Genomic DNA, 12,580 nt, shown 5'->3' on the forward strand with positions numbered 1-12,580 from the left:
TTTCTGAGCACCCGCCCGTGGAGCCCGCTCCCCGCGGCAGACACTGACCGCTGCGCACCATGCCCCTGGGTACTCTGGAGCGCAGCGCTCCCCCTTTCTTCAAACAGGGCCCTTCGGCCCTGTCGCGTTTGGCCGTGTTCAGCGCGCTGGCACTGTTCCTCATGGTGGCCGACGCACGCTTTCAGATCACCGGCCCCTTCCGCCAAGCTGTGGCTACGGTGCTGTACCCGGTGCAGTGGCTCATGCTGCAGCCGGTGGAATTTGCGAGCCACGGGCGCAGTTATTTCCAGTCGCTGCAAACCGCGCAGGAAGACCTGGACGCTGCCCGCAAGAAGATGACCGTGATGGGCCAGCGCGCCAACCAGGCCGACCAGCTGGCCATGGAAAACCAGCGGCTGCGCAAACTGCTGGAGCTGCGCGACCGGCTCCAGACCCCCGCGCAGGCGGCCGAGGTGATCTACGACACCGCCGACCCCTACACGCGCCGTGTGGTGCTGGACCGGGGGCAACTGGGCGGCGTGGAACTGGGCGCTCCCGTGATGGACGAGGCCGGCGTACTGGGCCAGGTGACCCGCGTGTTCCCGCTGGTCAGCGAAGTCACGCTGCTGGTGGACCGTGATCAGGCGATCCCGGTGTTGAACATCCGCACCGGCGTGCGGGGCGTGGCCTACGGCGACCCGGTGGCGGGCCATGGTGGCGGCATGGAGCTGCGCTTCATGCCCGCCAATGCTGACATCCGCGAAGACGACCTGCTGACCACGAGCGGCGTGGATGGCTTGTACGCCCCCGGCCTGCCCGTGGCACGCGTGGTGAAGGTGGAGCGCCGGGCCGACTCTGCCTTTGCGCGCATCTACTGCGCGCCACTGGCCCAGGTGCAGGGCGCGCGCCACGTGGTGGTGCTCAAGCCGCTGGGCGACAACGAATTGCCCCGCCCGGATGCGGCCCCGGCCGCGCCTGCGACCAAACGCGGAGGCCGCAAATGAGCCTCTGCCTCACCCTGATGACACCGATACAAGGAGGCCCGCGATGATCATGCCGCGGGGTGAGCCCCTGTTGATGCCGGTTAACCCGGTGTTCATCTGGGCCAGTCTGGCTGCGGGCCTGGCCATCAATATGCTGCCGCTGGGCCGAGTGGTGTGGATGCCCGATCTGCTGATGGTGCTGCTGGTGTTCTGGGGTGTGCATCAGCCCTTGCGCATTGGCATGGGGGCAGCGTTTGTGCTGGGCCTGTGCATGGACGTGAGCCAGTCTGCGTTGCTGGGGCAGCACGCGCTGTCCTACACCGTGCTGTCGTTCGGCGCCATCGCCATCCACCGCCGTTTGCTGTGGTTCAGCGTACCGTCGCAGGCGCTGCAGGTGTTTCCGTTGTTTGCGATTGCCCATGCCATCGAGTTGATGCTGCGCATGGCGGCTGGCGGAATTTTCCCGGGGTTCTGGAGCTTTCTGGCCCCGTTCCTGGAGGCGCTGCTGTGGCCCCTGGCCAGCTGGGTGCTGCTGGCGCCCCAGCGCCGTCCGCCTGACAGCGACCAGAACCGGCCTTTGTGACATGACGCACCGTATGAGCTGCTTCGCGTCGTTATGCTGTGCTGCGCCCCTGGCGCTGGTGTGGCGCCCGGGAGTTCACGCATGACCGAGGTGCGCAGCAGCGAAGCCGACGCCTCGCGGTTCCGGGTCCGCGCCGTGGTGGTGGGCCTGGTGGTGATGGCGGCGTTCTGCCTGGTGGCGGCGCGTCTGGTGTACCTGCAGGTGGTGCGCCATGAGGACCTGGCAGCCCAGGCCGAAAGCAACCGCACGGCCGTGGTGCCCATCGTGCCCAACCGGGGGCTCATCCTGGACCGCAATGGCGTGGTGCTGGCCACCAACTACTCGGCTTACACGCTGGAGATCACGCCCTCGCGCGCGGGGGTGCTGGACGAGACCATCGACGCCCTGTCCAAGGTGGTGGACATCCAGGCGCGCGATCGCCGCCGCTTCAAGCGGCTCATGGAAGAGTCGCGCAACTTCGAATCCCTGCCCATCCGCACCCGCCTGACGGATCAGGAGGTGGCGCGTTTCACCGCCCAGCGCTACCGCTTTCCGGGCGTGGACATCAAGGCGCGGCTGTTCCGCAACTACCCGCTGGGCGATGTGGCCAGCCATGCCATCGGCTACATCGGCCGCATCAACCAGACCGAGAAGGCGCGCATCCAGGACTCGGAAGACGAGGCCAACTACCGGGGCACGGAGTACATCGGCAAGCTGGGCATCGAGCACAGCTTCGAGTCGGCCTTGCATGGCGCCACGGGCGTGGAGCAGATGGAAACCTCGGCGGGTGGGCGTGCCGTGCGCAAGCTCTCCAGCCACGCGGCCACCCCGGGCGACAGCGTGATGCTGTCCATCGACATCAAGCTGCAAAAACTCATCGAAGACCTGTATGGCACCCGCCGGGGCGCACTGGTGGCCATCGACCCGCGCAATGGCGAGATCCTGGCGCTGGTGAGCAAGCCCACCTTCGACCCCAACCTGTTCGTTGAAGGCATTGACGCCGAAAACTGGGCCGCACTCAACGAGTCCATCGACAAGCCGCTGCTCAACCGCGCCCTGCGCGGCACCTACCCGCCCGGCTCCACCTACAAGCCCTTCATGGCGCTGGCGGCCCTGCAGCTGAACAAGCGCTCGCCCAGCCTGGTGGTGAACGACCCCGGCTTCTACACCTTTGGCGGTCACACCTTCCGCAGCCACGAGGGCGGCCTGGGCGGTGTGGACATGCACCGCGCCATCCAGTTCTCCAGCAACACCTACTTTTATTCGCTGGCCGTGGACATGGGCGTGGATGCGATCCACGACTTCATGAAGCCGCTGGGTTTCGGCCAGTCCACGGGCATCGACCTCAACGGCGAAGTGCGGGGCACGCTGCCCAGCACCGAGTGGAAGCGCAACACCTATAAGCGTGCCGACATGAAGCGCTGGTTCCCGGGCGAAACCGTGTCGTTGGGCATTGGCCAGGGCTACAACAACTTCACCATGCTGCAGCTGGCGCTGGCCGAGGCCACGCTGGCCAACGGCGGCATCCGCTACCGCCCGCACATGGCCAAGGCGGTGAAGAACTCGGTCACTGGCGCGATCACCGAAATCGTGCAGCCCCCCGGCGTCAACCTGGGCTACCTGCCCAAGAACGTGGAACTGGTGCGCAATGCCCTGGTGGCCGTGAACAAGGGCGGCACGGGCACGCGGGTGTTCATGGGCGCGCCCTACACCTCGGCGGGCAAGACGGGCACCGCCCAGGCCGTGAGCCTGGGCCAGAACGTGAAGTACAACGCCAAGGCGCTCGAAGAGCACCAGCGCGACCACTCGCTGTTCGCCGCGTTCGCACCGGCCGAAAACCCCACCATCGCCCTGGCGGCCATTGTGGAGAATGCCGGCTTTGGCGCCGCCCATGCGGCCCCGATTGCGCGGCGCGTGTTTGACTACTGGCTGATGGGCGAATACCCCAGCGAAGAAGACATTGCCGCCGTACAAAAGGGCCAGGCCAGTGCGCCCATCGGCAAGCCCCGCAAGGCTAGCGAGGTGCCGCTGGTGGCGCCATGATCAGTCGCTAGATTGCTATCAAAATAATAGCTGTTAGCGCAATATCCACTAGCGCTACCGGCTGTTTTTGCTTGCAGAGGGGCCCTAAGCACCGGCGGCGCGTGGTGAAGGCTGGAGCTGGCTGAACACCAAGGCCGCCACAATCAGCGCCGCCCCGCTCAGCCCGGCCCAGCCCAGCTGCTCGCCCAGCAACACCCACGCCGTGAGCGCGGCAAACACCGGCTCCAGCCCGAACACGATGGCGCTGCGCATGGCGTCCACCCGCTGCTGGCCCCAGGCCTGCAGCGTCACCACCACCACGCTGGCCAGCAGGCCCAGGTACAGCAAGGCCAGCAGGGCGTCCACCGGCAGGTGGGCCGCAGCGCGCAGCCAGTCCATGTTGCCGCTTTGCACCAGCAGCAGCGCGGTGGAGGCCAGGGCCATCACCGTGGCCTGGGCGGCGGCCATGCGGGTGGCGCGCAGGGGCTGTGCGGCCGTGCGGCGCGCGCATTCTTCCAGCGCCAGGATGTACAGCGCATAGAACACGGTGCTGGCCAGCGTCAGCGTATCGCCCAGGTTCCAGGGCTCGTTCTCGTGGAACATCAGTGCCATGCCTGCCAGCGCCATCCCACAGGCGGCCCACAGGCGCCAGCCATAGCGACGCCCCAGCGCCGCCATGGCAATCAGCGGCACCACCAGCACGTTCAGGCCGGTCACAAACGCGTTGCGGTTGCTGCTGGTGCGCGCGAGGCCCTCGATCTGCAGCCAGAAGGCCAGGAACAGCAGCAGCCCTAAAGCACAGCCCCAGCGCCGCTCATGGCGCAGCATGCCGCGCCACAGCGGTGCCAGCACCAGCAGCGCAATCACGAAGCGCAGCCAGATGATGTGCAGCGCGTCTAGGTGCGCCGAGAGCAGTTTCATCGCCGGGAAGGTGGTGCCCCACACCACGGTCACGGCCAGCAGGGCCATCAGGCCCCAGCGTTCAGTACGCATCGACAAATTCCTCAATACCCAAAAGAAAAAAGGGCCGCCGGTTGCCCGGGCGGCCTTTGCAGTGCAGCGCGGATGCTGATCAGTGGCTGACCTGGCCCAGGAACGCGCGGATGCGGTCATTGGCCGGGTTGCTGAAGAACTCCTGCGGCGGCGCATCGTGCGCGATGCGGCCCTGGTCGAAGAACATCACCCGGTCGGCCACCTCGCGCGCAAAGCCCATTTCGTGGGTGACCACGATCATGGTCATGCCGCCACGGGCCAGGCCGCGCATCACGTCCAGCACTTCCTTGACCATCTCGGGGTCCAGCGCCGAGGTGGGCTCGTCAAACAGCATCACCTTGGGTTGCATGGCCAGCGCGCGGGCAATGGCCACCCGCTGCTGTTGCCCGCCCGACAGTTGCCAGGGGTACTTGTGTGCGTGGTCCTGCATGCCCACACGGCGCAGCAGCTGCATGGCTTCGTCGTTGGCCTGCGGGCGCGGTGTTTTGCGAATACGGCGGGGCGCCAGCGTCACGTTGTCCAGCACGCTCATGTGGCCGAACAGGTTGAACTGCTGGAACACCATGCCCACCTCGCAGCGCTGGCGCTGCAGGGTGGCGTGGTCGTCGCTCACCTCCACGCCGTCAATGGTGATGCGCCCGCTGTCGTGGGGCTCCAGCCGATTGATGGCGCGCAGCAGCGTGCTCTTGCCCGAGCCCGAGGCGCCAATGATCACCGTGACCTCGCCGGTGTGGAACACGGTGGACACGTCCTTGAGCACCTGGTGCGCGCCAAACGACTTGCACACCCGCTCGGCCACGATGTAGGGCTTGGGTTGAACGGTGGAGTTCATTGGTTGCGGCCCTCCACGTCAAAGCGGTACTCGACAGCATTGGAGATCTGCGTGACCAGCGTGGTCAGCAGCAGGTAGGTGATGGCCACCGTGGTCAGCGTGGCAATGGGCTGGAAGGTGGCCGACTGGATGCGGTTGCCCACGTTGGTCAGCTCCACCACACCAATGGCATAGGCCAGCGACGAGTCCTTGAGCAGCGCCACAAAGTTGCTCACCAGCGGCGGCAGCGAGATCTTGAACGCCTGCGGGAACACCACGTCCAGGAATACATGCATGCGGCCCAGGCCCAGCGCCCGGGCGGCCTCGGTCTGGCCGCGTGGCACGGCCAGCAGGCCCGCGCGCAGTGCCTCGGCGTTGTACGCGCCCACGTTCAGCCCCAGGGCCACCACGGCAGCGGCAAAGTCGGGCAGGTTCAGCCCCGGCACCAGCACCGGCAGCGCAAAGTACACAAACAGAATTTGCACCAGAAGCGGCGTGCCGCGAATGGCCCATATGTAGATGCCGGCCACCCAGCGCACGGGCGTCCAGCGGGCCGTGCGGGCCAGCGCCGCGGCCGTGCCCAGCACCAGGCCCACGGCCCCGCTGACCAGCGTGAGCCACAGCGTGGTGCGCGCACCTTCAGAGAACGCCTGGGCGTTGGGGCCGATGGGGTCGGGAAAGAACGACAGCAATTGGCCCAGCAGCGAGAGGGCCAGCACCATCACGACCAGTGCAGCGACCAGCGTGGCATTGCTGCGCTGCTGTCGGGACCAGCCTTGTGGCCAAAGAGCGAGAAGCATGGATCAGACGACCATACGGTCTTGGTTGGAAATCGGACTGGGGCGGGGCGATCATGCACCCGCCACCAGAAACGGCAAAGGGTGCGCAGCAGGCCTGGGCCCTCTGCGCACCCCGTGACGCGTTTTTACATCAGTTGCAGCGCACGTCTTCGTTGAAATACTTCTTGGAGACGGCGGCGTAGCTGCCATCGGCCAGCACTTCGGTGAACGCCTTGTTCCAGGCATCGGCCAGGCCGGTGTTGCCCTTGGCCATGGCGGGGGCGATGCGCTCGATGAACAGCATGTCGCCCAGCTTGAAGCCGGCCTTGGCGTTCTTGGCCGCGGCTTCCTTGGCCACGAACTTGTCGCTCACCCAGGCGTCCACGCGCTTGGAGATCAGGGCGCGCTGGGCGTCGGTGTCTTGCGGGAAGTTCTTCACCTCCTTCACGCCGCTGACCTTCTTGACCTGCTCCAGGTAGCTGGTGCCGGTCTGCACGGCTACGATCTTGCCGGTCAGGTCCTTGGCGTTGCGGATCTTGTCGTCCATGGCCACGATGATGCCGCCCGAGCAGTAGTGGGGGTTGGCAAAGGTCACGGCCTTGGAGCGCTCGTCGGTCACGCCGTGCGAGGCAATCACGGCGTCCCAGCGGTTCTGGCCCAGTCCGGTCAGCAGGGCGTCAAAGCCCAGGGTCTTCCATTCGAGCTTCAGGCCCATCTTCTTGACCACCAGCTCCGCCACTTCCACTTCAAAACCCGTCAGCTTGGTGCCTTCGAAGTAGTTGAAGGGGGCGAACTGGCCCTCGGTGGCCACGATGATCTTGCCGTCTTTCTTGATTTCATCCAGCGTGCGGGCCTGGACGGCGAGGGCAGCGCACAGCGCCACGGCGGTGACAACGGCAGACTTGAAAAATTGCATGACAAGTTCCTGTGGGGGTGGTTCAGGTACAAAAAATCCGGCCTGCGGGTAGGCAGGCCGGAGCGGGTGGATGCGAACATCGCCATTGGCGATGGGCCTCGTCATCAAACGGAAACGTGCAGAAATTATAGGACGCGCGTTCACATCCGGGCCATGCAGGGCAACCCCGATGACCTCGGAGCGCCCTGGTGGTAGGCCGTGCAGCGCGTTGCAAGTTGGGTGCCACCCTGGCAAGCGACACCTGGTGCGTGAAGAGCCGGCCTACCGCAAGAAGGCGTCGTACCCCGTCTTCAGGATCAGCGTGCTCACCACCACAATGAAAATGCCCCGCACAAAGCCGGTGCCATGCTTGAGCGCCATGTGCGTGCCCAGCAGGCTGCCCAGCACGTTGGCCACGGCCAGCGTCACGGCAAAGTGCCACCACACATGGCCCTTGGCGGCAAACAGCGCAATGGCGGCGATGTTGGTGGCGCAGTTGAGCAGCTTGGCCGACGCAGACGCATTGAGAAAGTCGTAGCCCAGCAGCCGCACGAACAAGAACACGAAAAAGCTGCCCGTGCCGGGGCCAAAGAACCCGTCATAAAAGCCGATGAGCACACCAATCAGGCAGGCGGCGATCACCTCGGCCCGGCCCGCAAACCGGGGGGTGTGGTGCCGCCCCAGCTCCTTCTTGGCCAGGGTGTAGAGCAGCACGCCCAGCAGCACCAGGGGCAGCAGCTTGCGCAGGAAGTCGGCCGACACCACGGTGACGGCCCAGGCGCCCACAAACGACCCGGCAAAACCGGCGGCTGCGGCCGGCAGCATGGCCGACCAGCGGATCTGCACCTTGCGGCTGTATTGCCAGGTGGCCATGGCCGTGCCCCAGACCGAGGCCGCCTTGTTGGTGCCCAGCAGCGTGGCCGGGGGCGCGCCCGGAAAAGCCGCAAACAGCGCGGGCACCATCACCAGTCCACCGCCTCCCACGATCGCATCCACAAAACCCGCGAGCAGCGAGGCCAGGGTCATCAAAATCCATTCCATCGCAGGATTGTCGCACCGGGCCTGCTATCGATTCAGGACCGCTCAGGATCTAGGGATGGCATGCATAACTCCCTGCGGTCGGTGATAGCGCGGCGTCGCGCGGTCCGCTGCGTTGCTTTTCTTGCCAATAGCCGGGCTATTGGCTGTGAAAAGGCGCCTTGCGGCCCATCCCGATCCGCACTACCACCGACTCGCGAGGGTTATGCAGGCCATCCCTAGCAGGCAAGAAAAAGGCGCTGGGATCGCCAGCGCCTGAAAGGGTTCACACCTCGTTGGGTGTTTTGAATGTGGTTCTTGGTAGAAAGGTTGTCTCCTCGGGCCCCTCGCTTGGCACACCGAAGCGCGCTTTCGAGTGCCGTGACTGTAACGGCTGCACCCTGCTGGTGCATTGGGGGTTTCCCGCCCCCCGTTGTTGGGCGCCGGATGGCTCTCGGTGGGCGTTCTGTGCCCCGATTCGGTGGCAACCGGCTGGCATGGCTCGTGCAATGCGCTTGTAACAAATTGCGAAAGGGAGCGTGCATGCGTGCAGTGAACCACCGGGTGTTTGCGGTCGTGTCGTTGTGTCTGGGGCTGTGCACCTGCGCGCTGGCCCAGGGCGTGCCAGAGGTTCCTGCGGTCGTGGCGCCCCTCACACGCCCCGCCCTGGTGGCCCAGGACACGGTGAGTGCGGCCCACACTGGCTGGATGATGACCTCCACCGCCCTGGTGCTGCTGATGACGCTGCCGGGCATTGCGCTGTTTTACGCAGGCATGGTGCGCAGGAAGAACGTGCTCAACACCATGGCCTGCGTGGTGGCCATTGCGGGGCTGGTCAGCCTGCTGTGGTTTGCGGCGGGGTACTCACTGGCTTTCACACCGGGCACCGCCTGGCTGGGGGGCTGGGACCGCGCCGGCTTTGCCGGGCTCGACTTTCAGCTGGAGGCCGGCAAGCTGGCCGTGAGCCACATTGCGCCGCTGATTCCAGAGTCGGTCTATGCGATGTTCCAGCTGACCTTCGCCATCATCACGGCCGCGCTGCTGGTGGGGGCGTTTGTGGAGCGCATGCGGTTCTCGGCCATGCTGGTCTTCATTGGGCTGTGGACGCTGGTGGTGTACGCGCCCGTGGCGCACTGGGTGTGGGAGCCCGGGGGCTGGCTGGCACAGATGGGCGCGCTGGACTTTGCGGGCGGCTCGGTGGTGCACGTGAATGCGGGCGTGGCGGGGTTGGTGTGTGCCTGGTTTCTGGGCCGCCGCACGGGGTACGGGCGCGAGCCGTTTGAACCCTACAACCTGGGGCTCACCATGGCGGGCGCGGGCATGCTATGGGTGGGCTGGTTTGGCTTTAACGCAGGCTCTGCAGTGGCGGCCGATGGACGCGCCGGGCTGGCCATGGCGGTGACGCACCTGGCCGCTGCAGCCGGGGCGCTGTCGTGGATGCTGGGTGAGTGGGTGGTGCGCGGGCGCCCATCGCTGCTGGGGCTGTGCTCTGGCCTGGTGGCGGGGCTGGTGGCCATCACACCCGCCGCCGGATTTGTCACGCTGCGCTCGGCCGTCGTGATTGGTCTGGTGGCCGGGCTGGCCTGCTACTGGGGCGCCACGGGGCTCAAGCGGCTGCTGCGGGTGGACGACTCGCTCGATGTGTTTGGCGTGCACGGCGTTGGGGGCATCTTGGGGTCGCTGCTGACGGGCGTGCTGGCCAGCAAGACCGTCGGGGGCGCTGCGGGCAGCTTGCTGACCCAGGCCATCGGCGTGGGCGCGGTGGCGGCCTACTGCCTGGTGGTGACGGCCGCGCTGCTGTGGGTCGTCAACTTTGCGATGGGACTGCGGGTGGACGAGCAAAGCGAGCAGACTGGGCTGGATATTGCCCAGCACCGTGAGCGCCTGGGCGGCTGAATGCTTTGCCGCGTCCTGTGATGTGCGGGCCAGCGAATGCAGTCCGATGGATGACCCCAATGCAGTAAGGAGCCGAACATGTCCGATTCCGACAAGCTGGCGATTGCCGCCCACCTGCATGTGCTGTTGCGGCGCAAGACAGGGCGCGTGACCGATACCGAATGGATGGCGGCCAACGCGGACTACGCGCAGGAGATCGTGCGGTTTGCGCGCCAGCGCGCCACCGAAGACAACGCGCCCGATCTTGCCGAATGGGCCGACCGCCTGGAGCATGCCCTGCACGCAGCGCCCCCTTCCGCCCAGCGCCGACCGCTGTTGGATGCAGCGGCGCAGACAGTGCGTGCGCGCCCTGCACCGCACCCAGAGCCTGCCCCCGAAGTGCCGCGCTACGTGGGCGGCATCCGCTGACCTGCCAAGCGGCTTCTGCGCTGTGGCTTGAAAAAATCAGTGGGGCGCAGTGCCCTGCGTGAACAGCCCGGCCGTGGGCAGCAGCCCAGTCAGCCGGTTGTCACCATAGGTGCGCAGCACCTGCGCAATCACCACCTGGTAGCCATTGAGCCACTGCGCTTGCGCGGCCTTGGCCTTCAGGTGCGCAGGGTGCTGCATCAGCGTTTGCAGCGCCTCCAGCGACTGCCAGTAATACACGTTGGAGACCAGGCCGTTATCGGTGTCCGTCCACGACTCCTCGCCCAGGTAGCCGTCGATGGAGCGGGCGGCGGTAGCGATGGCTTCGTCCAGCCGGTGAAAGGCGTCGTCGAACTGCTTGGCCGCAAAGATGAAGGTGGAGGAATACATCGGCGCGATGGTACTCACGCCGCCTGCCGGGCCTGAATGATCCACTCCGCCGCCTTCTCCGCCATCATCAGTGTGGGCGAGTTGGTGTTGCCGCTGGTGATGGTGGGCATGGCGCCCGCATCCACCACGCGCAGGCCGGCCACCACACCACCACGCCCATCGCGCACGCGCAGTTGCGCATCCAGCACGGCCATCGGGTCGCCGTCGCGGCCCATCTTCGTGGTGCCCACGGGGTGGAAGATGGTGGTGGCAATGTCGCCCGCCAGGCGCGCCAGGTCTTCGTCGCTTTCAAACTGCACGCCGGGCTTCCACTCCTGCGGCTGGTACTTGGCCAGCGCAGGCTGGGCCACGATGCGGCGCGTGACGCGCAGGCTGTCGGCCGCCACTTGGCGGTCTTCGGGCGTGCTGAGGTAGTTGGGCGCAATGGCGGGGGCGGCCTTGAAGTCGGCGCTCTTGATGTTGACCGTGCCCCGGCTCGTGGGGTTGAGGTTGCACACGCTGGCCGTGAAGGCGGGGAAGCTGTGCAGCGGCTCGCCAAACGCATCGAGCGACAGGGGCTGCACGTGGTATTCGATGTTCGGGTAGGGCTGGTCAGGGCTGCTGCGGGTGAACGCGCCCAGCTGCGAGGGCGCCATGCTCATGGGCCCGCTGCGTTTGAGCGCGTACTCAAGCCCGATCTTGGCCTTGCCCACCAGCGAGTTGGCCATGGTGTTGAGCGTCTGCACGCCCTGCACCTTGTACACCGCGCGGATCTGCAGGTGGTCCTGCAGATTGGCACCCACGCCGGGCAGGTCCACCTTCACCTCCACGCCGTGCTGGCGCAGCAGCGCGGCGGGGCCGATGCCCGACAGCTGCAGCAGCTGGGGCGAGTTGACGGCACCTGCACTCAGGATCACCTCGCCTGTGGCGCGGGCCGTGACCATCTCGTGGCCGTCCCACACCAGCACGCCGGTGCAGCGCTGGCTGCCATCGGGCTGGGTTTCGAGGATGAGCTTGGACGCCTGCGCGCTGGTCCACATCTCGAAGTTGGGCCTGCCGTAGCAGGTGGGGCGCAAAAAAGCCTTGGCGGTGTTCCAGCGCCAGCCGCTTTTCTGGTTGACTTCGAAGTAACCCACGCCTTCGTTGCTGCCGCTGTTGAAGTCGTCGGTGGCCGGGATGCCGGCCTGCTGCGCGGCGTGGGCAAAGGCGTCGAGCACATCCCAGCGCAGGCGTTGTTTTTCCACCCGCCACTCGCCCGTGCTGCCGGTGGACTTGTTGCCGTGCAGGCGTTTGAAATTTTCGTTCACACCCCCGGGCTGGTCCAGGCGCCAGTGGTCTTCGTGGCGGCGGAAGTAGGGCAAGGCGTTGTCCCAGCGCCAGCTGGCGTCGCCCGTCAGTTCGGCCCACTGGTCGTAGTCGCGGGCCTGGCCACGCATGTAGATCATGCCGTTGATGCTGCTGCAGCCGCCCAGCGTCTTGCCGCGCGGGTAGCGCAGGATGCGGCCGTTCAGGCCCGCGTCGGGTTCGGTGTTGTAGAGCCAGTCGGTGCGCGGGTTGCCAATGCAGTACAGATAGCCCACGGGGATGTGGATCCAGTGGTAGTCGTCCTTGCGGCCCGCTTCGATCAGCAGCACGCGGTGGCGGCCGTCGGCGCTCAGGCGGTTGGCTAGCAGGGAGCCGGCCGTGCCCCCGCCGATGATGATGGTGTCAAACGTGGTGTCGCTCATGGAGAAGGGGGCGGTGCCGATCAAGGGTGGTAACGGTGGGCCATTGTGCGGATGGGGCAGGCCCTGTCGATAGGGTGTGTGCCTATTGCTACATTTTTAGTAGCTGCTGGTGCTTGTAAATATTGCGCTTGGCGTCGATTTG

The 12,580-nt window shown here is 66.2% G+C and carries 12 protein-coding genes; 5 read left to right on the plus strand and 7 right to left on the minus strand.

Annotation, left to right across the window (positions count from 1 at the left end; all coding sequences use genetic code 11):
- The first annotated feature begins 59 nt into the window (after positions 1–59).
- The 3 genes from mreC to mrdA all read left to right on the plus strand — a co-directional run bounded on the left by mreC (position 60) and on the right by mrdA (position 3,567).
- Positions 60–983, plus strand: a complete 924-nt coding sequence (gene mreC / locus ACOYR4_RS01595; protein ID WP_060986583.1) for a rod shape-determining protein MreC — start codon at positions 60–62, stop codon at positions 981–983.
- Positions 984–1,026: 43 nt separating this feature from the next.
- Positions 1,027–1,545, plus strand: coding sequence for a rod shape-determining protein MreD (mreD, locus tag ACOYR4_RS01600; protein ID WP_015012147.1), 519 nt, complete (start codon positions 1,027–1,029; stop codon positions 1,543–1,545).
- An 81-nt stretch (positions 1,546–1,626) separates the two neighbouring features.
- Positions 1,627–3,567, plus strand: coding sequence for a penicillin-binding protein 2 (gene mrdA / locus ACOYR4_RS01605; RefSeq protein ID WP_060986582.1), 1,941 nt, complete (start codon positions 1,627–1,629; stop codon positions 3,565–3,567).
- 84 nt (positions 3,568–3,651) lie between these two features.
- Here mrdA and ACOYR4_RS01610 read toward each other — a convergent pair whose 3' ends face one another.
- The 5 genes from ACOYR4_RS01610 to ACOYR4_RS01630 all read right to left on the minus strand — a co-directional run bounded on the left by ACOYR4_RS01610 (position 3,652) and on the right by ACOYR4_RS01630 (position 8,065).
- Complete coding sequence (locus ACOYR4_RS01610; RefSeq protein WP_422848426.1) at positions 3,652–4,539, minus strand: DMT family transporter; 888 nt, start codon at positions 4,537–4,539, stop codon at positions 3,652–3,654.
- Positions 4,540–4,618: 79 nt separating this feature from the next.
- On the minus strand, positions 4,619–5,371 hold the full coding sequence (locus ACOYR4_RS01615; protein WP_422848427.1) for an amino acid ABC transporter ATP-binding protein: 753 nt from the start codon (positions 5,369–5,371) through the stop codon (positions 4,619–4,621).
- Positions 5,368–6,150 (minus strand): amino acid ABC transporter permease, encoded by a 783-nt coding sequence (locus ACOYR4_RS01620; protein WP_422848428.1) that lies wholly within the window; start codon positions 6,148–6,150, stop codon positions 5,368–5,370. The genes ACOYR4_RS01615 and ACOYR4_RS01620 overlap by 4 nt, the downstream gene beginning before the upstream one ends.
- Before the next feature lie 130 nt (positions 6,151–6,280).
- Positions 6,281–7,045: an ABC transporter substrate-binding protein gene (locus ACOYR4_RS01625; RefSeq protein WP_422848429.1), complete on the minus strand. Its 765-nt coding sequence runs from the start codon at positions 7,043–7,045 to the stop codon at positions 6,281–6,283.
- A 261-nt stretch (positions 7,046–7,306) separates the two neighbouring features.
- Complete coding sequence (locus ACOYR4_RS01630) at positions 7,307–8,065, minus strand: sulfite exporter TauE/SafE family protein (protein WP_015012153.1); 759 nt, start codon at positions 8,063–8,065, stop codon at positions 7,307–7,309.
- Between the two features lie 519 nt (positions 8,066–8,584).
- Here ACOYR4_RS01630 and ACOYR4_RS01635 point away from each other — a divergent pair.
- On the plus strand, positions 8,585–9,937 hold the full coding sequence (locus tag ACOYR4_RS01635) for an ammonium transporter (protein WP_422848430.1): 1,353 nt from the start codon (positions 8,585–8,587) through the stop codon (positions 9,935–9,937).
- A gap of 78 nt (positions 9,938–10,015) precedes the next feature.
- Positions 10,016–10,345, plus strand: a complete 330-nt coding sequence (locus ACOYR4_RS01640; protein WP_422848431.1) for a hypothetical protein — start codon at positions 10,016–10,018, stop codon at positions 10,343–10,345.
- A gap of 36 nt (positions 10,346–10,381) precedes the next feature.
- Here ACOYR4_RS01640 and ACOYR4_RS01645 read toward each other — a convergent pair whose 3' ends face one another.
- Together ACOYR4_RS01645 and ACOYR4_RS01650 are read right to left on the minus strand one after the other, a co-directional pair.
- Complete coding sequence (locus ACOYR4_RS01645) at positions 10,382–10,732, minus strand: antibiotic biosynthesis monooxygenase family protein (RefSeq protein ID WP_422848432.1); 351 nt, start codon at positions 10,730–10,732, stop codon at positions 10,382–10,384.
- 14 nt (positions 10,733–10,746) lie between these two features.
- Positions 10,747–12,438: a GMC family oxidoreductase gene (locus ACOYR4_RS01650; protein ID WP_422848433.1), complete on the minus strand. Its 1,692-nt coding sequence runs from the start codon at positions 12,436–12,438 to the stop codon at positions 10,747–10,749.
- Positions 12,439–12,580 lie beyond the last annotated feature (142 nt).

The organism is Acidovorax sp. M14, from assembly GCF_049331375.1.
Taxonomy (GTDB): Bacteria; Pseudomonadota; Gammaproteobacteria; order Burkholderiales; family Burkholderiaceae_C; genus Acidovorax.

Coding starts and splice junctions, on each gene's coding strand:
- mrdA (WP_060986582.1), top strand. CDS start 1,627: ATGACCGAGGTGCGCAGCAGCGAAGCCGACGCCTCGCGGTTCCGGGTC.
- mreC (WP_060986583.1), top strand. CDS start 60: ATGCCCCTGGGTACTCTGGAGCGCAGCGCTCCCCCTTTCTTCAAACAG.
- ACOYR4_RS01615 (WP_422848427.1), bottom strand. CDS start 5,371: ATGAACTCCACCGTTCAACCCAAGCCCTACATCGTGGCCGAGCGGGTG.
- ACOYR4_RS01630 (WP_015012153.1), bottom strand. CDS start 8,065: ATGGAATGGATTTTGATGACCCTGGCCTCGCTGCTCGCGGGTTTTGTG.
- ACOYR4_RS01610 (WP_422848426.1), bottom strand. CDS start 4,539: ATGCGTACTGAACGCTGGGGCCTGATGGCCCTGCTGGCCGTGACCGTG.
- ACOYR4_RS01625 (WP_422848429.1), bottom strand. CDS start 7,045: ATGCAATTTTTCAAGTCTGCCGTTGTCACCGCCGTGGCGCTGTGCGCT.
- ACOYR4_RS01640 (WP_422848431.1), top strand. CDS start 10,016: ATGTCCGATTCCGACAAGCTGGCGATTGCCGCCCACCTGCATGTGCTG.
- mreD (WP_015012147.1), top strand. CDS start 1,027: ATGATCATGCCGCGGGGTGAGCCCCTGTTGATGCCGGTTAACCCGGTG.
- ACOYR4_RS01650 (WP_422848433.1), bottom strand. CDS start 12,438: ATGAGCGACACCACGTTTGACACCATCATCATCGGCGGGGGCACGGCC.
- ACOYR4_RS01645 (WP_422848432.1), bottom strand. CDS start 10,732: ATGTATTCCTCCACCTTCATCTTTGCGGCCAAGCAGTTCGACGACGCC.
- ACOYR4_RS01635 (WP_422848430.1), top strand. CDS start 8,585: ATGCGTGCAGTGAACCACCGGGTGTTTGCGGTCGTGTCGTTGTGTCTG.
- ACOYR4_RS01620 (WP_422848428.1), bottom strand. CDS start 6,150: ATGCTTCTCGCTCTTTGGCCACAAGGCTGGTCCCGACAGCAGCGCAGC.